We start from the raw sequence: 26,347 nt of genomic DNA on the forward strand, positions 1-26,347 counted from the left end.
CCTGTGCGGCACAACCGATAACACCCCCTCAGATCGGAAGGTGGTACCCGTGCATATGAAGAAGCACCTCGTCGCCTTGCTCGCAGTGACCTCCCTCGTCCTCACCGCCTGCGGGGACGACGCGGGCAGCGGCTCGGACGGCAAGATCGCCGGCGACATCACGGTACTGACGCAGCGGACCGACCTCGTCGACACCGTGCTGCCGGAGTACAAGAAGAAGTTCGAGGCGAAGTATCCCGGCACGAACGTCAAGTTCGAGGCGATCACCGACTACGAGGGTGAGGTGCGCGTCCGGATGAACACGAAGAACTACGGCGACGTGCTGCCGATCCCGAACTCCGTCACCGCCGACCAGCTGCCGCTGTTCTTCGAGCCGCTGGGCACCGTGGACGCGCTGAAGGACAAGTACCGGTTCGTGCGCTCCGAGCAGACGTTCGGCGGCAAGGTGTACGGCCTCGCCATCACCGGCAATGCCCAGGGCTACGTGTTCAACAAGAAGGTGTGGGCGCAGGCCGGCGTCACCGAGCCGCCGAAGACGCCCGAGGACTTCCTGGCGGCGCTGAAGGCCATCAAGGACAAGACCGGCGTGATCCCGCTGTACACCAACTACAAGGACGGCTGGCCGCTCGGCCAGTGGGAGGGCGTGCGCGGCGCGGTCAGCGGCGACCCGGAGGCGGCCACCAAGCTCGCCAAGGACGACGCGCCGTGGAGCCCCGGCAAGGAGCAGTACATCATCGACTCGCTGCTCTTCGACGCGGTCAAGGGCGGCTACACCGAGCCGGACCCGACGACGACCAACTGGGAGCAGTCCAAGGGCATGCTCGGCACCGGCAAGATCGCCACGATGGTGCTCGGCTCCTGGTCCGTGGTGCAGATGCAGGCGGCCGCCGCCAGCAAGGACGACATCGGCTACTGGCCGTTCCCCAACCAGGTCAACGGCAAGTTCCACACCGTCGTCGGCGGCGACTACAAGAACGGCATCAACGTCAACTCGAAGAACAAGGCGACCGCGCGGGCATGGGTCGACTGGTTCGCCGACGAGTCGAACTACGCCACCGACCAGGGCGGCGTCTCGGTGGTGACGAGCGCGCAGCTGCCGGCGTCCCTCGCCGACCTGCAGGCGGCCAAGACGGAGTTCATCGAGCTGAACCCGGCGCCGAAGGGCGAGGAGGGGCTCGCCGACAAGATCGGCAACACCGCCGAGATCGCGCTGTTCGACGGCAAGTACCGCCAGCGGATCGTCGACGCGGCCCGCGGCGCGAAGAAGGAGACGAAGGAACAGATCTTCGCCGACCTGAACAAGAAGTGGGCCGACACCCGGGCGAAGCTCAAGTAGGTGTGCTGCTTGGCGTGCGGCCCTTCGCCGGGCCGCACGCCTCTGTCCTCGAAAGGTGAGACGTGGGCCGGAAGCTGACCCCCTACGTGTTTCTCGTTGCGCCGCTGACGTTCCTGATCGTGTTCACCTACATCCCGGTGGTGAACATGTTCGGCTACAGCGTCACGTCCTGGGACGGGCTGAGCCCGAGCCGGGAGTTCGTCGGGATCGACAACTACGTCGAGATCGCCACCCGGCCGGAACTCTTCGGCGTGCTCAAGGTCAGCCTGTACTACATCGGCGCGTCCGTGGTGCAAATCCTGCTCGCGTTGTATTTCGCCACGATCCTGAGCTTCAACACGCGCTTCCGGAACCTGTTCAAGGGCGTGCTGTTCTTCCCGTACCTCATCAACGGCGTCGCCATCGGCATGATCTTCCTGTTCTTCTTCCAGCCCGGCGGCACCCTCGACTCGGCGATGTCGGCGGTCGGCCTCGGCGGCGCGACCCAGCAGTGGCTCGGCGACCCCGAGGTGGTCAACTACTCGCTCGCCGGCACCTCGATCTGGCGCTACCTGGGCCTCAACTTCGTGCTGTTCCTCGGCGCCATCCAGTCGATCCCCGCGCACCTGTACGAGGCGGCCGAGCTGGACGGCGCGAACCGCTGGGACCAGTTCCTGCACATCATCCTGCCGGGCATCCGGCCGATCGTCGGGCTGTCGTTCATCCTCGCGATCTCCGGCTCGCTGTCGGTGTTCGAGATCCCGTTCATCATGACCGGCGGCGCCAACGACAGCGAGACGTTCGTCATCCAGACCGTGAACATGGCCTTCAAGTACTACAAGCTCGGCCTCGCCTCGGCGATGGCGGTCGTCCTGCTGCTGATCATCCTGCTGGTGACGTGGTTGCAGCGCCGCATCGCACCCGACGAGAAGGTGGACCTCTCGTGATCGCCCGTGTGCTGAAGTACCTGTCGCTGACCGGCGCGTGCCTGGTGGTGCTGCTGCCGCCCGTCGTGCTGGTGATGGCGTCACTGAAAACCAACACCGAGTACCTCAACAGCGGCCCCTTCGACCCGCCCGGCGACTGGTTCAACCTCGACAACTACGTCACGGCCTTCACCAAGGGGCACATGCTCCGCGGCTTCGTGAACACGTCCATCATCATGGCGGTCTCGCTCGCCGGCACGGTCCTCATCGGGTCGATGGCCGCCTACGCCATCGACCGCTTCCGGTTCCGCCTCCGCGGGGTGGTCGTCGCGCTCTTCCTGCTCGCCACCCTCGTGCCCGGGGTGACCACCCAGGTCGCCACGTTCAAGGTCGTCGACGCCCTCGACCTCTACGACAGCCGCTGGTCGGCGATCGTGCTCTTCCTCGGCACCGACATCATCTCCATCTACATCTTCCAGCAGTTCCTGCGCGGCGTGCCGCGCGAGCTCGACGAGGCCGCCGCGATGGAGGGCGCCTCCGCGTTCGGCATCTACTGGAGGATCATCCTGCCGCTGCTGAAGCCGGCGATCGCCACGGTCGTCATCATCAAGGGCATCGCCATGTACAACGAGTTCTACATCCCGTTCCTGTACATGCCGTCGCAGGAGCTCGGGGTCATCTCCACGTCGCTGTACCGCTTCAAGGGGCCGTTCGGGGCGCAGTGGGAGGTCATCTCCGCGGGCGTCATCCTCGTCATCATTCCAACGCTCGTTGCATTTCTCGCCCTGCAGCGCTTCATCTACAACGGATTCACCGCGGGGGCCGGCAAGTGAGCGTGCTGTTCGGTGGTGTCGAGGCAGGCGGCACGAAGGTGGTGTGCGCGGTGGGGGTCGGCCCCGACGCGGTCGTGGACCGCACCACCATCCCGACGACCTCGCCGGGGGAGACCCTCGACCGGGTCATCGCCTACTTCCGCGCCCAGCGCGCCGCCGGCCGCGACATCGCCGCGCTGGGCGTCGCCTCGTTCGGCCCGCTCGACCTCGCCTCGGGCCGGATCACCACCACCCCGAAGCCCGGCTGGGGCGGCACCGACCTGGTGGGCGCGCTGCGGCGCGGGCTCGGCGTCCCGGTGGCGCTGGACACCGACGTCAACGGCGCCGCCTACGGCGAACACCGCTGGGGCGCCGGCCGCGGCCAGGGCACCGTCGTCTACGTGACCGTCGGCACGGGCATCGGCGGCGGCGCCGTCGTCGACGGCCGCCCGCTGCACGGCCTGCTGCACCCCGAGATGGGCCACCTGCACGTCCAGCGCCACCCCGGCGACGACTTCGCCGGCACCTGCCCGTTTCACGGCGACTGCGTCGAAGGCCTCGCCAGCGGCCCCGCCATCGCCCGCCGGGCCGGCCGCCCCGCCCACGACCTCGGCCCGCTGCTGTCCCGGACGGTGGCGCTCGAGGCGCACTACCTCTCGCAGCTCATGACGTCCATCCTGTACCTGCTGATGCCGCACCGCATCGTCGTCGGCGGCGGCGTCCTGAACATCCCCGGGCTCCTGGACGCCGTGCGGGCCGCCACCGCCGACCGGCTCGGCAAGGCCCTCGACGCCGTGCCCGCCACCGCCGACCTGTCCACCTACATCGTCCCGCCGGACCTGGGCGGTCTCTCCGGCGTGCTCGGCGCGCTCGGCCTCGCTGAGCACGAGTACCAGCGACTGGTTGCAACTTAATCCGTTAAGTGCTCCACTGGGATGGCAACGCCCGCCAGCGCTGCCATTCTCCGTCCCGACTGGCTCAGTGCTGCCTGCCGTTGCTTCATCGGTTCAGGACAGATTGGAGCTGTCATGGCACGACGGACACTGGCCGCTGTCGCCGCGGGGATGCTCGCCGCCGCCGGACTCGTCGTCGCGGGACCGGCGGCGCCGGCCGCCGCGGCGACCGGGTTCCGGGTCTCCGGCACCAGGCTGCTCGACGCGCGGGGCAACCAGTTCATCATGCGCGGCGCCAACCACGGCCACGCCTGGTACACCAGCCAGACCCAGGTGTGGGCGGACATGAAGAACTCCGGCGCCAACACCATCCGGGTCGTGCTCACCGGCGGCCGCTACGGCTACAGCAGCGCGGCCGACGTCTCCGCCGTCATCTCCCGCTGCAAGGCCTACAAGCTCGTCTGCGTCCTGGAGAACCACGACACGACGGGCTACGGCGACCAGGGCGGCGCCGTCACCCTCGACGCCGCCGCCAACTACTGGCTCGCGGTGAAGAGCGCGCTGCAGGGCCAGGAGGCGTACGCGATCATCAACATCGGCAACGAGCCGCTCGGCAACAACAGCGCCTCCCAGTGGGCGGGCGCGACGCGCGCCGCGGTGCAGAAGCTGCGCAACGGCGGGCTCCAGCACACGCTCATCGTCGACGCCCCCAACTGGGGCCAGGACCACCAGTGGATCATGCGGAACAACGCGGCGGGCGTGCTGTCCGCCGACCCGTTGCGCAACACGGTGTTCTCCGTGCACATGTACGGGGTGTACGACACCGCGCAGGAGGTCTACACGTACATCGACTCCTACGTGAACGCGGGCCTGCCGCTCGTCGTCGGGGAGTTCGGCCACTGGCACTCCGACGGCCCGGTCGACGAGGACGCGATCGTCAACCACGCCAACTACCGCGGGATCGGCTGGCTCGCCTGGTCGTGGTCCGGCAACGGCGGCGGCGTGGAGTACCTGGACATGGTGTACGGCTTCAACGTCAACAACCGCTCCTGGTGGGGCGACCGCATCATCTGGGGCACCAACGGCTGGAAGCAGACCTCGAGGCAGGCCACCGTCTACAACTGACGGTGGCCTGCCCCTGGTCGCCGGGCGCCGCCTACTGGGCGCGGAGGTGGTCGATGTCGTGCGTGCCGTTGCCGTCGAACCAGACGTAGACGGCCCGCACGTCCGCCAGCGCCGCGGCGTCGCAGGACATGGCGGTGGCCAGGTCCGCCTCGACGGTCGTGGTGCTGCCGGCGCTCGCGTAGCCCCAGGTCGACTGGCACCAGGTGTAGGCGTCGCCGGTCTGCACGGCGATGCTGTAGGACGTGCCGGTGGTGGTGTGCAGCTCGTACCGCAGGGCGGACTTGCCGGACAGGTCGACCCCCGTCAGGCCGCCGACGCCGAACCAGCCGCCGTCGGCGGTGGTGACCCGCAGCCCGGCGGAGCCCTCGGGATGGAACTCGGTCGTCTGCGCCACCGTGCCGGCGTTGGACTGCCAGCTCGCCGCGGCCCATCCCTCGGTGCCCGCCTCGAACGAGGCCAGGACCAGGGCGTCGCCGGGCCGGTTCTTCACCGTGACGCGCAGCTCCGCGACGTTGGAGGTGCGGCCCGCCTCGTCGCGGATGGTGTACGGCGCGGCCACCCGCCCCACGAAACCGGCGGCGGGCGTGAACGTGACGACGCCGGTCTTCGCGTTCAGGCCGAACGAGCCGCCGGGCAGGGTCACCGTGGTCTGCTGGCCGGCGGCGGCCGGGTCCAGGTCGATGGTGGCGGCCTTGACCCTGGTGCGGTAGGCGATGTCGTTCGCGGCCGGGGTGAGCGTCACGGGGTCGTCGCGCAGTGTCTGCGCGGTGTCGTGGTCGGCGACCGGCGGGCGGGAGCGCCGGCCGTGCCGTAGCTCGTCGCCGGCGTTGGCGACGGTGGTGCACACCGGGCTGGGGCAGTAGACGGTGAAGCCGTCGTAGTCGGGGTAGTCGGTGCCGTCGTCCTGCACACCGGAGAGGATCCAGTACAGGAAGCCGTCGAGGCGGGCGCTGACCGCGGCGTCGGTCCACTGCTGGTAGACGACGTTGCGGGACGCCTTGTCCAGCAGGCCGAACTCACCGAGCATCACCGGCTTGCGCAGCCGGTCGGCGAGGCGGGCGTGGGTGGTGATCCAGCCGCTGCCCCACGACGGGTCCTTCTTCCAGTGGTCCGGGTACAGGTGGAAGGACATGAAGTCGACCGCCGGGAGCGCGGCGAGGGCCGCCGAGTCGACGCCGTCGGCGCAGTTGACGGTGAAGTCGGAGCTGGCCCTGTCGGTACACAGGAAACCCTCGTCACCGGGGCTGATGAGGTGCTTGCGGTCGACGCTGTCGAGGTGGGCGCTGATGTCGGCGGCCCATGCGGTGACCGTCGCGTCGGTGCACGCCGCCGAGCGCGGGTAGACGCCGGAGCCGACGCAGCGGGGCTCGTTGGCGAGCTCCCACGCCATGATGGTGGGGTCGTCCTTGTACTTGACGCCGGTGAGGCTGTTGGTGCGGTTCAGCACGTGGCTGATCCAGTCCTTGTACCAGCCGCGGATCACCGGGTCGGTGTAGAAGTCGTCGTGGTGGGCGCCGCCGCGCCAGCGCACGTACTGGTCCATGCCGCCGAAGGCGCTCCAGTTGTTGGTCAGCGGGATGACCAGCCGGATGCCCTTGTCCCGGGCCGACTTCACCACCTGGTCGAGGTGCTGCAGGCCGTCGGGGCCGTCGTTGTAGGCGGGTCGCGTGCCGTCCCAGTACTGGAAGTAGACGCCGTTCTCCTTGTGGTGCACGGATCCCGTGTCGTCCTGGGCGCCGATGTCCAGGAAGCCCCAGGTGCGCAGCACGGTGAAGCCGGCGGCCTTCGCGTCGGCGAAGACGTCGTCGACCATCGCCGGTGAGCGGTACATCAGGCGGTAGTTGTTGGAGCCGGCGAACCGGAACTCCTTGCCGTTGAGGGTGAGGTCGTCGCCATGGCGGGTGACGAAGCCGGTGTCGCCGTGCGTGGTCGCGCTCGCTGGGCCGGCGGCCAGCACGAGGGCGAGTCCGGCGCATGCGGCGAGAAGGGGTCTGATCATCGGCTGCCTTCCGTAGACTTAACCGAATCAGTCCGGAGACTAGAGTTGGCGCCGCTGGCGTGTCAATGATGACGTTGACACGGCGCATTGATCGTCTTACGGTCTGCCTTATGCGCTTCAGTCGCCGGGTCACGATCCGTCAGGTCGCCACCCGCGCGGGCGTCTCCGAGGCGGCGGTGTCGTATGCGCTCAACGGGCGCTCCGGCGTGTCCGAGATGACCCGCGCGAAGGTCCTGGCCGCCGCCCGCGAGCTCGGCTGGGCGCCCAACCTCGCCGCGCGCTCCCTCGGGCTGTCCCGCGCCAACGCGATCGGCCTCGTGCTGGTGCGCCCGCCGCGGGTGCTGATCGTCGACTCCTACCTGACGCAGATGCTCAGCGGCGTCGAGGCGGAGCTCAACCGCAACGGCATGAGCCTGCTGCTGCACCTGGTCGACGAGGTCGACGACACCGTGGATGTGTACCGCCGGTGGTTCGCCGGCCGGCACGTCGACGGCGTCATCGTGACCGACGTCCGCCCGCAGGACCCGCGCATCGACGCGCTCGTCGAGCTGGGCCTGCCCGCCGCCGTCATCGGCGGGCACACCGGACCGGACACCATCAGCAGCGTCGACGCCGACGCCGCCGGCACGGCCGCGCGCATCGCCGACTACCTGCGGGCGCTGGGGCACCGCTCGTTCGCCCGCGTCGCCGGGGTCGCGGAGCTGCTGCACACCCGGCAGCGCGACGCGGCGTTCGCCGCCGCCGTGGACCGGGCCGGCCTGGACCGCCATCGCGTGCTGCACACCAACTACAGCGCGGTGGACGGCATGCGGGCGATGCTGGACCTGATGAGCGGCGCCGACCCGCCGACCGCGGTCGTCTTCGACAACGACGTCATGGCCGCCGCCGCCCTCAAGGTCGTGCACGACCTGGGCCGCTCCGTGCCGGGGGACGTGTCGGTGATCGCCTGGGACGACTCCGACCTGTGCCAGATCACCGTCCCGGCGATCACCGCCGTCGAGCAGACCCCCGCGCACCAGGCGGAGCTGACCGCCCGGGCCCTGCTGCGGACGCTGCACACCGGCGAGGTCAGCCACACCACCCTGCCGCCGGGCACCCTGCACGTGCGGGAGTCGACCCGCCCGCTGCGGCCGCGACATCCGTGATCGATGTATTCGAAACGATCCCTTGACACGGGGGTGGGCCCCGCGTGCATGATCCGGCGTGCGGATTCTTGTGGTGGGTGGCAGCGGGCTGATCGGGGCGCACGTCGTGGACGTGCTCCGCGAGCGGGGGCACGAGGTGACGACCGTGGCGCGCAGCGCGCAGCCGGGGGTCGACCACCTGCTCGACATGGAGGTCGCGCCGGCCGACGAGCTGCGCAAGGTGCTCACCGGGCATGACGGGGTGGTGTACGCGGCCCGTACCGACGAACAACGCGCCCTGCGCAAGCCGATCCATCCGCAGTTCCGCCGCGACATCGTCGAGCCGGTGGTGCGGCTGTTCGCGGCGGCCCGGGAGGAAGGCCTGACCCGCGGCGTCGTCATGGGCTCGTACTACACGTACTGGGACCGGCTGCACCCTGAACTGCGACTGACCGAGCGGCACACGTACATCCGCTGCAGGGTCGAACAGGCGACGGAGGCGCGCGAGGCCGCCGGGCCCGGGCTGCCGGTCGCCGTGCTGGAGCTGCCGTTCGTGTTCGGGCGGGCCGGGGACCGGCTGCCGAACTGGGCGCCGGCGCTGGACGGGTGGGCCCGCTCCCGGTCGCCGCTGCTCGCCCCCACCGGCGGGACCGCCGTGACCTCGGCGCGCGCCGTGGCCGAGGTCGCCGCCGACGCCCTCGAACAGGGCAGCGGCGAGGACATTCCCGTCGCCGACGAGAACCTCCGCTGGGGCGAGATGCTGGAGCGCATCGCGACGGCGGCCGGGCGCCCCCGCAAGGCCCGCCGGCTGCCCGCCGCCGTGGTCCGCGCCGCCCTGAAGCTCGGCGGTGGGCTGCAGGCCCTGGGGCGCAAGGAGTCCGGCGTCAACCCGTCCCACCTCGCGGACGTGCTGCTCGCCGACCTGTTCATCGAGCCGGCGTCCGGGAAGCCTCTGGACGCGGCGATCCGGGAGACGTTCGAGGAGCGCCCGGCCGCCCGAGCAGGTGCATGACCGCGTCCACCGACCGCAGCCTCATCACCGCGTCGCCGCCGAAGGCCCCCGACAGTCCGACGGCGGCGACGAGGACCGGGGCTTGACGCTGCCGCGGTGGGCTCACGCTGACGATCGTCGCGGCGCCACCCGGCCGGCGTCCTCAGGCGGGCGGCGGCCACCGGTACGCAGATCTGCGTAGGCGGTGCCGTGCCGGTCGCGCCCCTCGTCGTAGGTTTTCTGTCGTGCCGGGCAACTAAGCTGCGGGTATGAGACGACCGGGGGCGCTGGTGCAGGACCTCCTGCTCGGCTGCTTCGTGGCGGTCATGCAGGTGCAGGGGACCCTCGCGAAGCCGCAGGACGTGGGGTCGCGCCCGCTGGCCGAGCTGGGCCACCTCGGCATCGCCCTGCTGGTCGCGAGCGGGCTGATCCTGGCCGTGCGGCGGCGCTGGCCGGTCGCGGTGTTCGTCACCTCGGCGCTGATCAGCCTGGCGTATTTCGTCGTCGGGTTCTCCGACGGGCCGGGGTGGATCGGGCTGTTCGTCGCGCTGTACACGCTGACCGCCTATGGCGACGGCCGCCGGTCGCTGCTGATCGCGGGCGCCGGCATCGCCGTGCTGGCCACCGGCTGGCTGATCGTGGGCGCCGACGTGGAGCCGCGGGCGGCGATCGGGTGGGTGTTCTTCCGGATCGCGGCGTCCGTCATGGCGGCAGCCCTGGGCGAGTCGGTCCGGTCGCGGCGGGTCGCGGTGGCGGAGGCCCTGGAGCGGGCGGCGCAGGCCGAGCGGACCCGCGAGGAGGAGGCCCGGTCGCGCGTGGACGCGGAGCGGCTCCGGATCGCCCGCGAGGTGCACGACACGGTCGCGCACGCGATCGCCATCATCAACGTGCAGGCGGGCGTCACGGCGTACATGCTGGACCAGCGCCCGGACCGGGCCCGCGAGGCGCTGGTGACGATCGAGCAGACGAGCGCCCAGGCGCTGCAGGAGATGCGGACCGTCCTCGGCGTGCTCCGCAACGACGACGACGGCCGGGTGCCGCACCCGGGGCTGGGGCAGGTGCACGAGCTCGCCGTGGTCGCCCGCGACGCGGGCCTCGACCTGACCCTCGACGCGGACACGGCGGGCGAGGTCCCGACCTCCGTCGGCACCACCGCGTACCGGATCGTGCAGGAGGCGCTCACCAACGTGATCCGCCACGTCGGCCCCACCCGCGTGACCGTCACACTCAACCGGCGCGCCGACGTCCTGGAGGTCCTGGTCACCAACACAGGCCCGAAGTCCGCCGCCACACAGCCCGGCCGCGGCATCACGGGCATGACCGAGCGTTGCGAACTCCTCGGCGGCGACCTCACCGCCGCCCCGTTACCGGCCGGCGGCTTCGAGGTCCGCGCCAGACTCCCGCTGGTCACCAACGCAGCGGTCCCCGCATGACCACCCCCGCCGCGCAACGAAGCCCGGCCAACCACGGACTGCAACGCAGACGGACGCCGGACCGCAGCGAAGGGGTGACGGCATGAGCGCCCTGTCGCGCAGCGGAGGCCGGCTAACTCTGGGCTGGTGCTCAGACCTGTGCCGGACCGCGTCGGATGTGACGGCATGAGCACCCTGTCGCGCAGTGGAGGCCCACGGACCATGGGCTGGAGCTCACGCCGACGCCGAAGCGCAGCGGACGTGACGACATGAGCGCCCCGAAGGCTGCGAAGGGACGGGAACCATGAGCACAGGGTTCAGCTCCCGCCAACACCAGAGCACGGCGAAGGGCGCCAGACATGAGCGCCCCGATCGCAGCGAAGGCCGCGAACCATGGGCAGGTGCTCAGACCTGTGCCGGACCGCGACGGAGGTGACGGCATGAGCGCCCCGTCGCGCAGCAGAGGCTCATGGACCATGTGCACAGGGTTCAGCTCGCGTCGACGTCAAGAAGCGCAGCGAAGGTGACGGCATGAGCGCCCTGTCGCGCAGCGGAGGCCCACGGACCATGGGCACCGGGGTCAGCTCACGCCGACTTCAAAGAAGCGCAGCAGGCGTGATGACACGAGCGTCCCCGAGCGCGGCGAAGGCCTGCAGACATGGGCGCACCGTTCAGCTCACGCCGAAGCGCAGCGGAGGTGCCGGCATGAGCGTCTCCGAACGCAGCGGAGGCCCGCGAACTGTGGGCACACGGTTGAGCCCAGGCCAGCGTCGAAGCACAGCGGGCGTGATGGCATGACCGCCCGATCGCAGGGAAGGACGCGAACCATCGACACCGGGTTCAGCTCACGCCGACGTCGGAAGCGCAGCGGATGTGACGGACATGAACGCCCGAATACAGCGGAGGCCCGCGAACATGGGCTGGAACTCAGACGGGCGCCGGAGTGCAGCGGGCGTGATGACATGAGCGTCCCGAGCGCGGCGAAGGCCCGCCGACATGGGCGCACCGTTCAGCTCACGCCGGAGCGCAGCGGAGGTGCCGGCATGAGCGTCTCCGAACGCAGCGGAGGCCCGCGAACCATGAGCACACGGTTGAGCCCGGGCCAGCGTCGGAGCGCAGCGGGTGTGATGGCATGAGCGCCCGAAGGCGGGGAAGGGACGGGAACCATGAGCACGGGGTTCAGCTCACGCCAGCGCCGGAGCACGGCGAAGGGGCACCAGACGTGAACAGCGGAGGCCCGCGAACATGGGTTGGAACTCAGGCGGGCGCCGGAGCGCAGCGGACGTGATGGCATGAGCGGCCCCCGAGCACGGCGGAGGCCCGCGAAACATAGGCTGGAACTCGCGCCGCGGTACCGGAGCACAGTGGGTGTGACGGCGTGAGCGCGCCCGGACGCAGTGGAGGGACGCGAAGCATGGGTGCGCGGTTCGGCTCAGGGCGGCGTCGGAGCGTGGTGGAGGTGATGGTGTGAGCGATGGGCCGGTGAAGGTGCTGCTTGCCGACGATCAGGCGTTGGTGCGGTCCGGGTTCAAGATGTTGCTCGATGCTGAGGACGACATCGTCGTGGTCGGGGAGGCGGCCGATGGGGCGGAGGCGGTGGAGCGGGCCCGGGCTACCCGGCCTGATGTCGTTCTGATGGACATCCGGATGCCTGAGCTCGACGGTATCCAGGCGACCGGGCGGATCGCGGGTATGCGCGGGCTTGAGCACGTGCGGGTGCTGATCCTGACCACGTACGACACCGACGCCTACGTGTTCGAGGCGCTCCAGGCGGGGGCGAGCGGCTTCCTGCTCAAGGATGCGGGGCCGGCGGAGCTGCTGCACGCCGTGCGGGTGATCGCTGCCGGTGAGGCGTTGCTCGCTCCGCGGATCACCCGGCGGCTGATCGCGCAGTTCACCGCGGGGCGGGCAGCCGTGCGGGTGGCCGAGGACCGGCTCGCCGTGTTGACCCAGCGGGAGCGGGAGGTTCTTACGCTTGTGGGGCAGGGCATGAGCAACGACGAGATCGGCGCGGCGCTGTTTCTCAGTCCGGCGACGGCGCGTACGCATGTCAGCCACGCGATGGTGAAGCTCGGGGCGCGGGACCGTGCGCAGCTCGTCGTCATCGCGTACCAGACCGGTCTGGTCTCCGCCCGGTGAGCGCGTACGAGTGGGTGGCCCGGGTCGGCGGTGAGGGTGGGCCGCTGCTGGTCTGTGCCGAGGCGTCGTTCGCCGGGTGGGGCGGGGCGGTCCTGGACGACGAGTACGAGCTGGACCCGGCGTGTGACTACGCGCGCGCCCACGCCGTCCTGTACCCGGAGGACGACGACGAGCTCGAGGCGGGGCTGGTCCGGTTCGGTGCGGACCAGGTGGGGCTGGTGTGGGAGATGGACGGGCCGGGTGGCGCGGACGTCGCTGTCGGCGGTGACGGCCTGCTCGTCGTGCGGTCATGGGTGCGCAACAGCGACGCCCCGCGCCGGTACGCCGCCGGGCCCGCCGCGCGCGAGCGGGAGCGGACGGTCGCCGAGCTGGAGCTGGGCGGCGGGCAGGTCGCGGTGGTGTGGGCGCCGGTCGACGCCGCCGAGGCGACGCGGACCGACAACCGGCTCAACCTGGAGCACATGCTCGGCGTCGGCGCCGTCCTTCCGCTGGCCCCCGGCCGGTACCGGGCAAGCTGCGGCTGGCTGGAGGGCCGGCGGGGGCGGTACGCGCCGGCCGAGGAGCAGCACGGGCCGCCGGTCGAGGGCAACGACGACGACTGGAGTTGCCGCTGGCTACGCCTGACCCAGCTGTGAGAGGCGGCCGGTCTCCAGGTGCGCGACGTCGCCGCCGCAGTCCAGGGCGGCGGAGAGCAGGATCGCGAGGGACGTGCCGAGCACCGGCACGTCCGCTGGGTCGTCCACCATCTTCGCCAGGAAGTCGCGATCGCCCGGCATCGCGGCCTTGATCCGGCACAGCACCCACGACACCGTCTGCGTCTGCCAGTGCGCGATCGAGCCGATGGTACGACCGTCCGCCAGCTCGAAGAGCGTGATGCCCCAAAGCTGGTCGTCACCGGTCGTGAACGAGCGGCGCTCGTTCGCCGGCAGCAGCCGCCACGCGCCGTCGAACAGGGTCGCGGAGCCGACGCGGTGGTAGAGCGCGACGACCTCGGCGGTCCCCTCCACGGACCCTGACCGGGGCAGCCCGCCCACCGGGGTCGTGTCGTGGTCGCGCACCATCCGGTCGATCACGTCGTCGATCTCGAGCGCCGCCTCCGCCAGGTGCCAGCCGGCGACCGGTCGCAGGGCGCCGTCCGGGTCCTGGGCGACCGCGACGAGCCCGGCATGCAGTGCCACGGCCCGGTTGTCGCCGCCGATCTGGTCGTTGACGTGCACGACCACCCGCGACAGCGTCGCCGGCACCGATGAGCTGTGGATGCCGGGCCCCTGGTTCCTGGGGACGTCCCGTGGTTCGCCGACGGGCAGGTCCAGCATCGGGTTCGGGCGGTCGACGGCCGAGTCGGCAAGGTACGGGTAGAAGCGGGTGACCCAGCCGGTGACGACCTCGCCGCCGTACGCGTCGACCGGGCTGTAGATCCGCTGCCAGAAGGCGACGTCCGGCGCGCCCGAAGCGGCACCGACGAACTCGTCGAGGATCGGTGCGAGCGACCGGCACCAGGTGTCCAACCCGAAGCGCGGGAGCGCGTCGACCCGTCCGCGGATGCGCCGCCAGTCCTCGACGGTGCCGGTCAGGGTCACCGACGGGATGCCACAGACCGCGACCAGCCACAGCGCGAAGTACGGCGAGTACGCGTCCAGCAGCACCACCCGCCCGGCGGTCCGCTCGACCGGCGTACTGGTGGAGAAGTCGCACTCGAACAGCTCGGCGTCCTCGATCTCCTTCGCGAGCAGGCCGGCGAACTGGTCGGTCAGCGCCGCCCACGAGGCGGCGTCCTGCGGCACGGGACCGTCGATGGTGACGGCGAGCTTCTTGCGGCCGGCGTGCCGGACCAGCAGCGGGCGCAGCTCCTCGGCGTGCAGGCGGATGTGCTGGGCGACGCCCTGCGCGATGGTGAGCCACACCGCGTCGGGCGACAGGACGAGCGGCCGGTGGTCGGCGAACGCCCGCGCGACGGCGCTCAGCAGCGGGTGCACCCCGTCTGGTTCGAGCACCGCCAGCCCGAGGTCGCCGCCGACGGCCAGCGCGTCCGGGAACAGCCCGCCCAGCGGGCGGGTCGGCAGCGGCGCGGCGGCGGGCGTGACGTCATCGACTCCGAACGTGACCACCCGCCGACTGTAAGGCCCCGGTCAACGGACCGGGGCCGACCCTGCTCAGACCTCGGTCTGCTGGTGGAACACCGAGCGCCATTCGTCGTCCTCGCGGGCGTACACGCTGGTCGCGAGGACCTGGAACTTCTGCTGCTCGTCGTCGATCAGCGCGGTCACCGTCGCCTTGTACGTCACCAGGGCGCTGTCCTCGCTGATCTGCACGACCTTCAGGTGGCTCAGGTCGGTCTTGAGGAACGGGTTCTCGTTCTTGGTGACGTTCGGGACGATGTCCGCCTTACCGGCGACGCCATGTTTACTGACGGTTAGTGCGTCCTCGCGTACGACCCGTTCGTAGAAGTCGCCGTCGCCCTCGCGGTTGGCCCGCCACATTTCCTTCTCGAGGTTCTTCAGCTCCGTTGCGATGGTCATGTCGACCCCCCTTCCGCACGTTGGATACCCGGGGTTCGCACCGGTTAAACTGGTTACATGCACCCAGGCATCCACGTGCTGACCAGTGCGTATGGGCAACGGTTCTCGTTCGATCCCGGCAGTCTCGGCGTCGAACTGCTCGCCACCGGCGGGCCCGGCGCGGGCCGCCGGTGGGAGATCCTGCACCGGCCCGCCGACTTCGCGGACTGGTTGACCCGCACCCGGCTCGCCGCGCCCGTGCCGCTCACTGTGAGTGACCTCCGGATCGGGGCGGCGGATCTGGAGCGGGTCCGGCACCTGCGGGACACGTTCTGGTTGATCGCGCCCGCCATCGCCCACGGCCGCCCGGTCGACGCGGCCGCCGTGGAGGTCCTCAACGGCTATGCGGACGCCCCGCCCCGCTTCCGCGTCGACGCCGCCGACCTGGTCCGGCGGTGGGTCACCCCGGTCACCGGGCGGCAGGTGCTCGCCGCGTTCGCCCGCGACGCGCTCACCGTGATCGGCACCCCCGCGCTGCGCGACCGGCTCCGCGAGTGCGCCGGCGACCCGTGCCAGCTGATCTTCCTCGACACGTCCCGCCCCGGGAACCGCCGCTGGTGCTCGATGGAGCGGTGCGGCAACCGCAACAAGGCCCGCAGCCACCGCAACCGGCGCGCTACGCCGACCGTAACCGCGACACCCTGACCCGGCCCGCGCTACGCCGACCGTAGCCGTGGCGCCCTGATCCGGGACGCGCTACGCCGACCGCAGCCACGACATCCTGACCCGGGCCGCGCAGCGCCGAGGCGAACACCCGCCCGGCGACGGCTCGACGTACAGCAGCCCGCAGCCGCCACACATCCGGACGTGCGCCGCGAGCGGCCCGCCGAACAGCTCGATCGCGTCCCGGGCGAGCAGCGACAACACCTCCGGCACCCCCACCACGCCCCGCACGGCGGCGACGCCGTCGGCTCGCAGCTCCGGCACGGGAGGGGCGAGCACCGCGGCCGCGTTGAGCGCGAGCCGGTCCACGACACTTGTCGCCGTTTTCGCCACTGTACGAGCGGCGGCGCGACGCACGGCATGCCGCAGCGCGTGCACGGGATCGATGTCGGCCGCAGTCGCCACGACCGGGTCGAGCCCGGTCACCACCCCGAGCCAGCGGCTCAGCTCGTCCGGCCCGCTCAGCAGCTCCACCCGCCCGCGCCCGCGGTCGCCGGCCGTGTGCACCAGATCGAGCGCCATCCGCCCGCTGCGGAACCGCCGCGCCTCACCCGCGCCCAACCCGTCCAGCCGCGCCATCCGCCCACCCTAGCCCGCCCCGCCCGCCCAACGAGAAGCCTCTTCTTCCGGCCGGCACGGTGCGAAGGCGAAACCTTCCGCCACTCAGACGTTGGTCAATGCCCCGAGATGCCCCAGTTCTGGATCGGGTGTGTCGCTTCAAGGCGTCGGGCAGAGATGAGTGCGGCGCGGAAGGACCCGGCGCGGGGGGCGCCGGGTCCAGGGTGGCGCGGTCAGGCGGCGATGGTGGCGGCCAGGGCGCGCACCGTCGGCGACTCGTAGAGCGAGCCCACCGTCACCGGCGCGCCGAGGCGGTCGCTGAGGGCCTGGGCGAGCTGCAGCGCGCGGACCGAGTCGCAGCCCAGGCTGAAGAACGAGTCCTCCCGGCCGATGCGGGGGACCGCCAGGACGTCGGCGGCGGCGTCCGCGACGAGCTCCTCCAGGGGGCCCTCGGGGGCCGTGTAGCCGGCGCCGCCGGTGCCGATCGCGGCGAGGACCGCGGCCGGGTCGGGGGCGCCGCTGCGGTCGCGTTCGATGCGGGTCGTCACGCCGACGCGGGCGAAGATGCCCTCGCGTGCGAGGCGGGTGGCGACGGCGGAGCGGACGCGTTCCGGGTCCTCGCCGGGGGAGGGCACCACGGCGACCGCGATCGTGCCGCCGCGCAGCTGGTCCGCGGCCAGGAACGGCTTGATCTGCTCGTTCTCCGGGTCGGCGCCGATCAGCAGGTGCACGGCGCCGGTGTGCAGGGCGCCGAGCAGCGCCACGGTGCCGTGGGCGGGGTCGATCAGGGACAGGCCGCGGTGCCGGGCGGCGGCGACCAGGGGGCTGCCGTCGTTCATGCCGGGGCCGTCCCACATGCTCCAGCCGATGCTCTGCGCCCGGCGGCCGGTCGCCGCCCAGCGGTGCGCCCAGCCGTCCAGGACGGCGTTGGCGGCGGCGTACGCGCCGAAGCCGGTGCCGCCGAAGAGGCCGTTGACGGACGAGAAGAGCACGACGGCGGTGCCGGGGCGGGTCGCCAGGAGCCGGTCGATCGCGGCGCAGCCGCCGGCCTTCGGGCGTAGCATGCCGGCGAGCCACTCGGGGGACTCGGCCCGCAGCTCGTGCCGCGACAGCTGCTCCCACTGCGGCGCGACGGGAGCGCCGGCGAGGTGCAGCACCAGGTCCAGTCCGCGGCCCCAGGACGTCTCGGCGTCGGCGACCGCGGCGGCCAGGGCGGTGGGGTCGGCGACGTCGGCGGCGCGGTACATGACCTCGCCGATCGACGTGAGGATCTCCAGGGCCTCGCGGGAGCCGTCGTCGAGCCGCGACGCGGGGGTCCGGCCGACGATGAGCAGCCGCGCCCCGTGCCCGGCGACGAGGTGCTCGGCGACGGTGCGGCCCAGCCCGCCGAGGCCGCCGGTGATGAGGCAGGTGCCGCCGCGGGGCAGGACGTCGGCGGGGACATCGAACGCCTCGGGCAGCGTCGTGGTGCGCAGCCGCTGCACGAGCGGCCGGCCGTCGCGCACGGCGACCACGGTCTCGTCGTGTCGCATGCCCGCCAGGGCGGCGAGGTCGGCGTCGGTCGCGTCGGCGGGCGCGTCGATGAGCGTGATCCTCGCGGCGAGGCGCTCCGAGGCGGCGGTCCGGACGAGCGCCGTCAACCCGGCACGGTCCGGCTGGACCAGGTCGCCCTCGACGGCGTGGACGGCGCCGCGGGTGAGGACGGCGAGCTCGTCGTCGGGCCCGAGCGTCCGGGCGACGGCGAGGAAGTCGCCGAGCACGTCCCGGTCATCGTCACCGGAGGTGGCGTCGAACTGGACCTGCGTCGCCGGCCCGCGCTCCAACGGCGTGGCGGCGGGCTCCCAGACGACGGAGAGCGCCGCGGTGCCGGCCGGGTCCGCGGCGTCCGAGGGGCCCGTGGAGTCGGCGTAGCAGCGGTCGTCGAAGTCGCCGGCGCGCCAGCCGGACAGGAGCCGCTCCCGCTGCACCTTCCCGCCGTTCTGCCGCGGGAACTCCTGCTCCGTCACCGGCACCAGGTACGTGGGGCGCAGCGCCAGATCCCGGGACAGGGCCGTGCGGATGTCGTCGACGAGCGCCGGCACGTCGTCGGTGTCGGGGACGAAGAAGACGACCAGGGCGTCGGTGCCGGTGTCCTCGTCGGGCACGCCCGCGACGGCCGAGCACGCGGGTCGTACACCGGCGACCTGCTCAACGACGGCCTCGATCTCGTGCGCGGGGAAGTTGGCCCCGTTGACGATGACCATGTTCTTCTGGCGTCCGGTGAGGAACAGCCGGCCGTCGCGCAGGAAGCCGAGGTCGCCGGTGTCGAACCAGCCGTCGGCGGTGAAGCTCTCCGCGTTGGCCTTGTCGTTGTGGGCGTAGCCGTTCTGGACGGTCGTGCCGGAGATGTGCAGTCGGCCGACGCGCCCCTCGGGGAGCACCGCACCGTCCGGGCCGACGATCCGCAGCGCCACGCCGGGGATCGGCGCGCCGACCTCGGTGACGACGACCGCGCCGGGGGTGCCGGCGGGCAGCTCGCGCAGCGCGCCGTCCAGGGACGCGGGCACCAGCGCGATCGTGCCGGCGGCCGGGTCGTCGCGGTGCATGCGGGAGTACGTGACGCCGGACGACGTCTCCGACATGCCCCAGCAGGGCACCATGGCGTCGGCGGGCAGGCCGTGCGGCGCGAGCAGCTCCACGAACCGGCGGGCGGTGCGGGCGACGACGGCCTCGCCCGCGTTGCAGATGTTGGTGAGCGTGCCGAGCTTCCAGGAGCCGGCGGCGATCTCGTCGGCGCGCTGCGTGACGAGCGAGAACGCGAAGTTGGGCGCCCACGTGCAGGTGGCGCCGAAGCGGTCGGCGCAGTCGAGCCACAGCAGCGGTCGGCGGATGACGGACTCGGTGCGGACGTTGACGTGCTCGCAGGTGAGGAACACATCCCGCAGGTTGAACATGATCATGCCGCCGACGTGGTCGAGCGGCATCCAGTTCAGCGAGACGTCGTCCTGCGTGAAGCCGTTCGCGGCGATGGTCGCGTACGTGCGGGCGACGATCGTGCGGTGGCGGTGCTGCACGCACTTCGGGGTGCCGGTGCTGCCGGAGGTGAGCAGGTTGACGATGAGCGCCTCGGGGTCCGGCACGTCCCAGGAAGCCGGCTCCTCCGAAGGCAGTGTGTCCGCGGCGAGCACCCGCAGCGCGGGCAGCCGGTCGGCGAGGGATTCCACGCCGGACAGCAGCGCGGCGTCGGCGATGACCGGCGGCTTGCCGAGCAGCTCCCACGCGGAGGCGAGCTTGCGCACGGCGGCGTTGTCGGTGTTGTACTCCGGAGCCGGCGCGACCGCCGTCGGCATGAACCCGCCCAGCACGCACGCCCACCAGGCGGTGACGAACGTGCGGCTGTCGGCGCACTGCAACAGCACGGCGTCGCCGGGCGTCAGGCCGTGCCGGCGCAGGCCGCTCAGGACGCGGCGGGCCTCGTCGTAGAGCTCGGCGTAGGTCTGCCGGTCAGTGCTGCCGTCGGGGAGCACGTACGTGGTGCCTCGGCCGGGCGCGACGCGGGCGGCGCGTTCGAGGGCCTCGGGCAGCGTCGCCACGGCGTCGGGCGGCAGCACCGGCGAGGGGCCGTGCACGAGGGCGGGGCGGTCGGCGGGGATCTCCGCACCGGACGGGAGGCTGGTGGTGGCCTGCCCGCCGGAGACGCGGGACGCGGCGGCGCGGAGCTTGCGGTCGTACACGGCGGCGGCGTCCTGCACACCGGCGGCTCCGGCGGCGATCCGGGCGATGGTGTCGGTGGTGCTCACGGGGGTGTCCTTCCGTCCAGGGCGGCGGCGATCCCCCCGGCGGCCGCCGCGGTCAGTCCGACGATGAAGTAGTGGCCGCCCTCGACGGTCACGCCGGTGCGCCCGGCGGTGGTCTGCTCGGCCCAGCCGGCCAGGGCGGTCTCGTCGACCGAGCCGGCCGTGCCGCGGACCGTGGTGATCGGGACCGGCAGCGGCGGGCGGTGCCGGTGCCGGTAGTTCTCCCAGAGCGCGAAGTCGTGGCGCAGCACGGGAAGCAGGAACTCCAGCAGCTGCGCGTTGCCGGCGACCGCCGCGGGCAGCCCGCCACGGTCGCGGATGGACGCCAGGAGGTCCTCGTCCGACCGCAGGTGCAGCGGCGCCGGGGGCGGCGGGGCCTGCGGTGCCGGCTGCTCGGCGGCGATCAGCCGCTGCGGCCAGGTCCCGAAGCGCCGGCCCATCTCGTGCGCGACCTCGTGGGCCAGCAGGGCGCCGGCGCAGTGGCCGTACAACGCGTAGGGCATCGTCGTGTACGGCCGCAGCGCGATCGCGCACGCCGTGACGAGCCCCGGGATGCTGGCCGGCAGCGGCTCGCGGGACCGGTCCTCGTGCCCGGGCGGCTGCACCGCCATGACCTCGATCCAGGACGGCAGCAGCGCCGCCATGCCCTGGTAGACCGACGCGCCGCCGCCGGCGAACGGCAGGCAGACCAGCCGGAGCCGGGCGCCCTCCCGGGGCACCCGGCGCACCCACTGCGAGTCCGCAGTGAACGTGACCGTCGCTGTCGTCATGCCGCCACCTCCGCTGCGCTCCGGCGTCGGCCTGACCCGTCCCTGCGATGCTGATTCGCGGCTCCTCCGCTTCGCTCCGGCCCGCTCATCGCGCGTCCAGTTCGGCGGCGAGCTCGGCGAGCTCCTCGTCGCTGCGCCCCTCGACCGCCGCCAGGGCCTCGGCGAGGGCGTCGCGCTGCGAGCCCTGCGTGGCACCGGCGGCGTCGACGAGCGCGGACAGGCCGGACACGGTCGGGTTGGCGAAGAACTCCGCGATCGGCACCGCCACCCCGAACACCGAGCTGACCCGCGACGACAGCTGGATCGCCTGGAGGCTGGTGCCGCCGGCGGCGAAGAAGTTCACGTCGTTGCCGATGCGGGCGCCCAGCAGCGGGGCGAAGACCTCCTCGCGCATGGTGCGCTCGGTCGGCGTGCTGTTCTCCTCGTCGGCCTCGGTGAGCTCCTCGACCGCGGCGAACTCGACCGCGGGCAGCCGGCGCCGGTCGATCTTGCCGCTCGGGGTGAGCGGCACCGCCTCCAGGGGCACCAGGACGGAGGGCACCATCGCCGATGGCAGCCGGCCGGCCACGGCGGAGCGGACGGTGTCCAGTTGCAGCTCCCCGGCGCGCTCCGGCACCACGTACGCCATGAGCAGCGCACCGGTGCGAGGGTCGTTGGCGACCTCGGCGACCGCCTGGGCGACGCCGTCGACGGCCTGCAGCGCGGCCTCGACCTCGCCGAGCTCGATCCGCACGCCGCGGACCTTCACCTGCCGGTCGGCGCGGCCGACGAACTCCAGCTCGCCGTCGTCGTTCCACACGGCGAGGTCGCCGGTGAGGTAGCGGCGGGAGCCGGGCGGGCCGTCGGGGTCGGGGCGGAACCGGTCGGCGGTCAGGTCGGGCCGGCCGAGGTAGCCGCGGGCGACGCCGAGACCGGCGATGGCGAGCTCACCGATCGCGCCGGCGGGCAGGACACCGGCGCCGGCGGCGTCGACGACGTAGGCGCGGTGGTTGGCCATCGCCCGGCCGATCGGCGGCGACGACGTCCACTCGCCCTCGCACCGCTTGGCGACGACGGTCACGGTGGTCTCGGTCGGGCCGTAGCCGTTCCAGAAGCCGCGGCCGCGGGCCCACCGGGTGGTCAGCTCGCCGGTGAACGCTTCGCCGCCGACGAACGCGATCCGCAGGTCCGGGTAGTTCTCGGGGGCGAGCAGCTCCATGATGGCCGGCGGCAGGTCCACGACGGTGATCCGCTGCTCGCGCAGCACCCGGTCGAGCTCGTCGACGTCGCGACGCTGGTCCTCGTCCATGACGTACAGCTCGGCGCCGTTGAGCAGCGAGCCGAAGATCTCGAACACGGACACGTCGAAGCCGGGCGAGGCGAAGTGCAGCACCCGGTCTTCGGGGGTGAGGTCGAACATGCCCCGCACGGTCCGCACGAAGTTCGCGGCGTTGCGGTGCTCGACGATGACGCCCTTGGGCCGGCCGGTGGAGCCGGAGGTGTAGATGACGTACGCGGCGGAGGCGGGCGGCACGACGGCGGGCCCGCACCGGTGGCACGCCTCCTCGTCCTCCGGCACGCTCGCCGGGTCGGTGCCGACGACGATCCGCAGCGGCTCCGGGACCCGGCCGGCGGTGCCGGCGGAGACGACGACGGTGTCCGCCCCGGTGTCCTCCAGGATCATGGCGAGCCGCTCGTCGGGCTGGCCGGTGTCGATCGGGACGTAGGCGGCGCCGGCGCGCATGATGCCGAGGACGGCGGCGATCAGCGCCGGGCCGCGCTCCATGACGACGGGCACCAGGTCGCCGAGGCCGACGCCGGCGGCGACGAGCTGGTCGGCGATCCGGCACGACCAGTTGTCGAGCGTGCGGTACGGGACGCTGCCGTCCTTCCACCGCAGCGCGGTCCGTGCGGGGCCGGCCGCGACGACGTCGGCGAACAGCTCGTGCAGCGTCGTGTCGGCGGGCTCGCCGATCGGGGCGTTCCAGCGGTCCAGGACGTCCGTGCGCTCTTCGGCGGTGCCGAGCCGGGCGTCGCCGAGGGGGCGGTCCGGCTGGGCGGACAGCACTTCCAGGGTCTGCAGGAAGCGGTCCAGGAGACGGGTGGCGGTGTCGCGGCTGTACAGGGAGGTCGCGTAGCGGACGGCCGCGGTGGGCCGCTCGCCGCCGGCGACCTCCAGGGCGAGCTCGAACGTGCCGGCGCCGGCGTCGACCTGCTCGCAGCCGATGCGCACCCCGTCGGCCTCGACCGGGACGGCGGGCTCGCCGGCGTCGGCGAAGCCGATCTGCACGAGGGGCAGGCGGCCGGCGTCGGGCTCGACGCCGAGCGCGTCGAGGACCAGCTTGAAGGGCAGCGCCGCGGGCTCGGCGCCGGCCTCGCGGGCGGCGCGGACCTCGGCGACGACGGCGGCGAAGCTGTCGGCCTCGTCGAGCTCGACCCGCAGCGGCACCAGGTTGCCGCAGTCGCCGACGAGCAGGTCGGGGTCGAACGGGCCGGGGACGTCGGTGGGCACGCCGATGGTGAGGTCGCTGCGGGCGGTGTGCCGGGCGACCACGACGAGGAACGCGGCGAGCAACGCGTCCCGGCCGGCGTCGCCGAGCGGCGCCGGGATCGGCGCCCGGACCACGTCGCTGGAGAGGTCCAGCAGGCGCGGGCGGGGGTGGTCGGTGGGCAGCTCGGTGCCCTCCCAGCCGGCGAGGGCGCCGCGCCAGTGGTCGCTCGCGTCGCGGACGCCGTCCTGCCGGCACCAGTCGCGCTGCCAGCTCGCGTAGGCGCCGAAGTCGGCCGCCGGCTCCTTCCACTGCGGCGCGGCGCCGGCGACCCGGGCCTCGTAGGCGACGCCGAGGTCGCGCTGCAGCACGCGGGCGGAGCGGGGGTCGAGCACGATGTAGTGGCTGGTGAGCACCAGCAGGTGCCGCTCGTCGCCGGCGCGCAGCAGCTTGAACCGGACCATCGGGCCGGAGTTGAGGTCCAGGCCGCGGCGCAGCTCGTCCTTCACGACCTCGTCGGCACGGGCGCGCAGCCGGTCGCCGGTGCCGTCAGCGTCGACAGTGCCGTCAGTGACGTCTTCGACGTCGAGCCGGACGTCCTGCGGCGCCGGCTGCACGTGCTGGGTGCCCTGCTTGTCGTCGTCGGGGAACGTCGAGCGCAGCACCGTGTGCCGCTGTTGCAGGTCCGCCAGGGCCGCGCGCAGCGCCTCGGGCTTCAGCGGGCCCTCGATCGGGAAGGCGAAGCCGAGACCGTAGGCCCGGCTGCTGGGGGCGAACCGGTCGAACAGCCACAGCTGCTCCTGCCGGAACGACAGCGGGGCCGATCGGATCCCCGAGGAGACGCCCTCCAGGCGGGCCAGCAGCTCGTCCCGGCGGTCCCCGGGGAGCTGGCGCAGTCGACGAAGCAGTTCGCTCTGTTGAGGCATGCCACGGTCCTCCCAGTCGATTCATTACAGACTATACAGACTTCGCCGACTCTGCCATTCAGACTGCATAGTCGGCAGACGACGGGACCCCGGCACCGGGGGGCGTGCCGGGGTCCCGTCCTGCGGGAATACGCTCAGCCGGCCTTGAGCCGGTCCGCCAGCACCTGAAGAAGCGACGGTGGAGCCTCCAGGAAGCTGTAGTGCGTCCCGGACAGGAGCACCTTCTCGTAGGGCGCCCACTGCGGCCACCCGGTCATCAGGCCGTGCGGCACCTCGACGTCGGCGTCCCAGCCGATGCCCGTGATCGGGCACCGCACGGTGCCGGCCGGGCGCCAGTACACCCGGTTCGCCTCGACGTCGGCCTCCATGGTGTCGATGAACAGGTCGACGAGCTCCTCGGCCTGCGCGGCGCCGGCGCCCATCGCGCCCAGCAGCCCGGCGATCTCGGCGCGCAGCCCGTCCTCGTCGAGGCCGAGGAACCGCCCCCACGGGCCGTCCTGCGGCGCGACCTGGCTCGACATGAAGCACTGGTGCGGCGGCGGCAGGCCGCGCTCGCCGGCCTGGATGACCGTCTCGAACGCCGGCAGCGCGCCGCCGCAGTGCCCGAACACGGCCCACGGGCGCGCGGTGACGAGGTCACCGATGTCGTCGAGCATCGCCTTCGTGACGTCCTGGTAGGTGCCGAAGTGCGGCTCCCGCATCCGGTTCTCCCGGAAGGGGTGCTGAATCGGCACGACCTCGGCGTCGCCGACGGTCAACGGCCACGCCTTGTACATCGAGGCGCCGCAGCCGGAGTACGGCATGGCCAGCAGGAGCATCTTCGCGTCGGGGGAGGGCTCCCGCAGGAACCAGCGCCGCTGTTGCGCGTCCATCACACCTTCTCCCCGATCACCACGCCGTTCGCGCCCGGCGAGTCGAAGCGGACGGTCCGCACGTGTGCGCACCCCGCGTCGCGCAGCCAGCCGCTGTACTCGGCGGCGGTGTAGTTGCGGCCCCAGCAGCCGACCAGCATGTTCATGCTCATGAGGGCGGCGTCGGCGGGGCCGGTCTTGTCGTCGTCGACGAGCAGCTCGCTGATGAGCAGCGTGCCGCCGGACGGCAGCGCGTCCAGGCACGCGGCGATGATCTTCCGGTTCTGCGCCTCGTCCCAGTCGTGCAGGATCATCGACAGCAGCACCGCGTCGTGCCCGCCCGGCAGCGCGTCGTTGAAGAAGTCCGCCGCCGCGGTGCCGACGCGCCGCGACATGCCGGCCGCGTCGATGCGCCGCTGGGCGAGGCCGCACACGTGCGCCAGGTCCAGCACGGTGCCGTGCAGGTGCTGGTACTGGCGGCACAGCTCCAGCAGGGTGGCCCCGGCCCCGCCGCCGACGTCCAGCAGCCGCCGCACCCCGGACAGGTCCACGGCCCGGGCGAGGTGCCGCGCGGTGAGGGTGGAGAAGGCGAAGAGCCCGTCCCAGAAGGAGTCCGGCCGGTTGCCCTCCTCGAACATGTTGCGGTCGGGGTCCGGCACCGGCTTGGTCGGCGCGTCGGTGCGCACCGCCTCGGTCGCCTTGAGCCAGCCGGGCGCGGTGTACTTGGCGACCATCTGCACGTAGTCGGCGAAGTAGTCGGGGCGGCCCGGCACCAGGTACGTGTCCGCGACGGCGCTGTTGTGGTAGCGGCCGTCGCGCCGCTCCAGCAGCCCCAGCGCGGTGCACGCGGTCAGCAGGATCTCGGCCGGGCGTCCGGCGATGCCGGCGCGGCTCGCGAACTCGGCCGCGGTGGCGCCGCCGCCGGCGAGGATCTCGAACGTGCCGATCTCGATCGCCGCGGTGAGCGTCTGGGACCGCCACAGGCCGGTCGCCAGGTCGATCAGCAGCGTCGGCGGCGGTGCGGTGGTCACGTCGGTCATG

Annotated in this window: 20 protein-coding genes; 11 read left to right on the forward strand and 9 right to left on the reverse strand. The window is 72.4% G+C overall.

Translation table 11 applies throughout. The annotated features are described in order from the left end of the window. The first annotated feature begins 55 nt into the window (after positions 1-55). From AB0J72_RS06380 to AB0J72_RS06400, 5 genes are all read left to right on the forward strand, one after another. Positions 56-1,336: an ABC transporter substrate-binding protein gene (locus tag AB0J72_RS06380; protein ID WP_363395328.1), complete on the forward strand. Its 1,281-nt coding sequence runs from the start codon at positions 56-58 to the stop codon at positions 1,334-1,336. A 62-nt stretch (positions 1,337-1,398) separates the two neighbouring features. Beyond that, entirely contained in the window at positions 1,399-2,262 is an 864-nt protein-coding gene (locus AB0J72_RS06385; protein ID WP_344509465.1) for a sugar ABC transporter permease, read from the forward strand. Continuing rightward, positions 2,259-3,074 (forward strand): carbohydrate ABC transporter permease, encoded by an 816-nt coding sequence (locus tag AB0J72_RS06390; RefSeq protein WP_354891510.1) that lies wholly within the window; start codon positions 2,259-2,261, stop codon positions 3,072-3,074. Before AB0J72_RS06385 ends, AB0J72_RS06390 begins: the two co-directional genes overlap by 4 nt. Further along, positions 3,071-3,967 (forward strand): ROK family protein, encoded by an 897-nt coding sequence (locus AB0J72_RS06395; RefSeq protein ID WP_363395047.1) that lies wholly within the window; start codon positions 3,071-3,073, stop codon positions 3,965-3,967. Before AB0J72_RS06390 ends, AB0J72_RS06395 begins: the two co-directional genes overlap by 4 nt. 114 nt (positions 3,968-4,081) lie before the next feature. Continuing rightward, a complete protein-coding gene (locus AB0J72_RS06400) occupies positions 4,082-5,071 on the forward strand; it encodes a cellulase family glycosylhydrolase (RefSeq protein WP_363395050.1) in 990 nt (329 codons plus the stop codon). 31 nt (positions 5,072-5,102) lie between these two features. Here AB0J72_RS06400 and AB0J72_RS06405 read toward each other — a convergent pair whose 3' ends face one another. Then, the gene (locus AB0J72_RS06405) at positions 5,103-7,070 is read right to left on the reverse strand and encodes a cellulase family glycosylhydrolase (RefSeq protein WP_363395052.1); all 1,968 of its coding nucleotides are present in this window, start codon (positions 7,068-7,070) and stop codon (positions 5,103-5,105) included. 110 nt (positions 7,071-7,180) lie between these two features. Here AB0J72_RS06405 and AB0J72_RS06410 point away from each other — a divergent pair, with 110 nt between their 5' ends. The 5 genes from AB0J72_RS06410 (at position 7,181) to AB0J72_RS06430 (ending at position 13,371) form a co-directional block, all read left to right on the forward strand. Continuing rightward, positions 7,181-8,215, forward strand: a complete 1,035-nt coding sequence (locus tag AB0J72_RS06410) for a LacI family DNA-binding transcriptional regulator (RefSeq protein WP_363395056.1) — start codon at positions 7,181-7,183, stop codon at positions 8,213-8,215. A 58-nt stretch (positions 8,216-8,273) separates the two neighbouring features. Continuing rightward, positions 8,274-9,206 (forward strand): NAD-dependent epimerase/dehydratase family protein, encoded by a 933-nt coding sequence (locus AB0J72_RS06415; protein ID WP_363395059.1) that lies wholly within the window; start codon positions 8,274-8,276, stop codon positions 9,204-9,206. A gap of 248 nt (positions 9,207-9,454) precedes the next feature. Continuing rightward, entirely contained in the window at positions 9,455-10,618 is a 1,164-nt protein-coding gene (locus AB0J72_RS06420) for a sensor histidine kinase (RefSeq protein ID WP_363395062.1), read from the forward strand. Positions 10,619-12,064: 1,446 nt separating this feature from the next. Further along, the gene (locus AB0J72_RS06425; RefSeq protein ID WP_363395065.1) at positions 12,065-12,736 is read left to right on the forward strand and encodes a response regulator transcription factor; all 672 of its coding nucleotides are present in this window, start codon (positions 12,065-12,067) and stop codon (positions 12,734-12,736) included. Beyond that, a complete protein-coding gene (locus AB0J72_RS06430; protein WP_363395068.1) occupies positions 12,733-13,371 on the forward strand; it encodes a hypothetical protein in 639 nt (212 codons plus the stop codon). The genes AB0J72_RS06425 and AB0J72_RS06430 overlap by 4 nt, the downstream gene beginning before the upstream one ends. Here the strand turns inward: AB0J72_RS06430 and AB0J72_RS06435 are convergent. After that, on the reverse strand, positions 13,351-14,844 hold the full coding sequence (locus tag AB0J72_RS06435; RefSeq protein WP_363395070.1) for a DUF4419 domain-containing protein: 1,494 nt from the start codon (positions 14,842-14,844) through the stop codon (positions 13,351-13,353). The two genes, AB0J72_RS06430 and AB0J72_RS06435, sit on opposite strands and share 21 nt — an antisense overlap. Before the next feature lie 45 nt (positions 14,845-14,889). Next, positions 14,890-15,255: a nuclear transport factor 2 family protein gene (locus AB0J72_RS06440; protein ID WP_363395073.1), complete on the reverse strand. Its 366-nt coding sequence runs from the start codon at positions 15,253-15,255 to the stop codon at positions 14,890-14,892. 57 nt (positions 15,256-15,312) lie between these two features. Between AB0J72_RS06440 and AB0J72_RS06445 the strand changes: the two genes are divergently transcribed. Next, on the forward strand, positions 15,313-15,939 hold the full coding sequence (locus AB0J72_RS06445; protein WP_363395076.1) for a CGNR zinc finger domain-containing protein: 627 nt from the start codon (positions 15,313-15,315) through the stop codon (positions 15,937-15,939). Between the two features lie 51 nt (positions 15,940-15,990). On the opposite strand, the gene AB0J72_RS06450 is transcribed toward AB0J72_RS06445, so the two are convergent. The 6 genes from AB0J72_RS06450 to AB0J72_RS06475 form a co-directional block, all read right to left on the reverse strand. After that, on the reverse strand, positions 15,991-16,536 hold the full coding sequence (locus AB0J72_RS06450) for an ABATE domain-containing protein (RefSeq protein ID WP_363395079.1): 546 nt from the start codon (positions 16,534-16,536) through the stop codon (positions 15,991-15,993). A gap of 212 nt (positions 16,537-16,748) precedes the next feature. Beyond that, the gene (locus tag AB0J72_RS06455) at positions 16,749-20,294 is read right to left on the reverse strand and encodes an SDR family NAD(P)-dependent oxidoreductase (RefSeq protein WP_363395082.1); all 3,546 of its coding nucleotides are present in this window, start codon (positions 20,292-20,294) and stop codon (positions 16,749-16,751) included. Next, on the reverse strand, positions 20,291-21,061 hold the full coding sequence (locus AB0J72_RS06460) for a thioesterase domain-containing protein (protein WP_363395085.1): 771 nt from the start codon (positions 21,059-21,061) through the stop codon (positions 20,291-20,293). Before AB0J72_RS06460 ends, AB0J72_RS06455 begins: the two co-directional genes overlap by 4 nt. 85 nt (positions 21,062-21,146) lie before the next feature. Then, positions 21,147-24,455, reverse strand: coding sequence for an amino acid adenylation domain-containing protein (locus AB0J72_RS06465; protein WP_363395088.1), 3,309 nt, complete (start codon positions 24,453-24,455; stop codon positions 21,147-21,149). Between the two features lie 134 nt (positions 24,456-24,589). Continuing rightward, positions 24,590-25,327, reverse strand: coding sequence for a thioesterase domain-containing protein (locus AB0J72_RS06470; RefSeq protein ID WP_363395090.1), 738 nt, complete (start codon positions 25,325-25,327; stop codon positions 24,590-24,592). Next, on the reverse strand, positions 25,327-26,346 hold the full coding sequence (locus tag AB0J72_RS06475; protein WP_363395093.1) for a methyltransferase: 1,020 nt from the start codon (positions 26,344-26,346) through the stop codon (positions 25,327-25,329). The genes AB0J72_RS06470 and AB0J72_RS06475 overlap by 1 nt, the downstream gene beginning before the upstream one ends. Position 26,347 lies beyond the last annotated feature (1 nt).

The sequence above is a fragment of the Dactylosporangium sp. NPDC049742 genome (genome assembly GCF_040674675.1).
GTDB classification, from domain to species: domain Bacteria; phylum Actinomycetota; class Actinomycetes; order Mycobacteriales; family Micromonosporaceae; genus Dactylosporangium; species Dactylosporangium maewongense.

Excerpts from the sequence above, each read along its gene's own strand:
- AB0J72_RS06450 (WP_363395079.1), bottom strand. The coding sequence starts at position 16,536 with ATGGCGCGGCTGGACGGGTTGGGCGCGGGTGAGGCGCGGCGGTTCCGC.
- AB0J72_RS06445 (WP_363395076.1), top strand. The coding sequence starts at position 15,313 with ATGCACCCAGGCATCCACGTGCTGACCAGTGCGTATGGGCAACGGTTC.
- AB0J72_RS06470 (WP_363395090.1), bottom strand. The coding sequence starts at position 25,327 with ATGGACGCGCAACAGCGGCGCTGGTTCCTGCGGGAGCCCTCCCCCGAC.
- AB0J72_RS06475 (WP_363395093.1), bottom strand. The coding sequence starts at position 26,346 with ATGACCGACGTGACCACCGCACCGCCGCCGACGCTGCTGATCGACCTG.
- AB0J72_RS06380 (WP_363395328.1), top strand. The coding sequence starts at position 56 with ATGAAGAAGCACCTCGTCGCCTTGCTCGCAGTGACCTCCCTCGTCCTC.
- AB0J72_RS06410 (WP_363395056.1), top strand. The coding sequence starts at position 7,181 with ATGCGCTTCAGTCGCCGGGTCACGATCCGTCAGGTCGCCACCCGCGCG.
- AB0J72_RS06465 (WP_363395088.1), bottom strand. The coding sequence starts at position 24,455 with ATGCCTCAACAGAGCGAACTGCTTCGTCGACTGCGCCAGCTCCCCGGG.
- AB0J72_RS06440 (WP_363395073.1), bottom strand. The coding sequence starts at position 15,255 with ATGACCATCGCAACGGAGCTGAAGAACCTCGAGAAGGAAATGTGGCGG.
- AB0J72_RS06405 (WP_363395052.1), bottom strand. The coding sequence starts at position 7,070 with ATGATCAGACCCCTTCTCGCCGCATGCGCCGGACTCGCCCTCGTGCTG.
- AB0J72_RS06400 (WP_363395050.1), top strand. The coding sequence starts at position 4,082 with ATGGCACGACGGACACTGGCCGCTGTCGCCGCGGGGATGCTCGCCGCC.
- AB0J72_RS06420 (WP_363395062.1), top strand. The coding sequence starts at position 9,455 with ATGAGACGACCGGGGGCGCTGGTGCAGGACCTCCTGCTCGGCTGCTTC.
- AB0J72_RS06460 (WP_363395085.1), bottom strand. The coding sequence starts at position 21,061 with ATGACGACAGCGACGGTCACGTTCACTGCGGACTCGCAGTGGGTGCGC.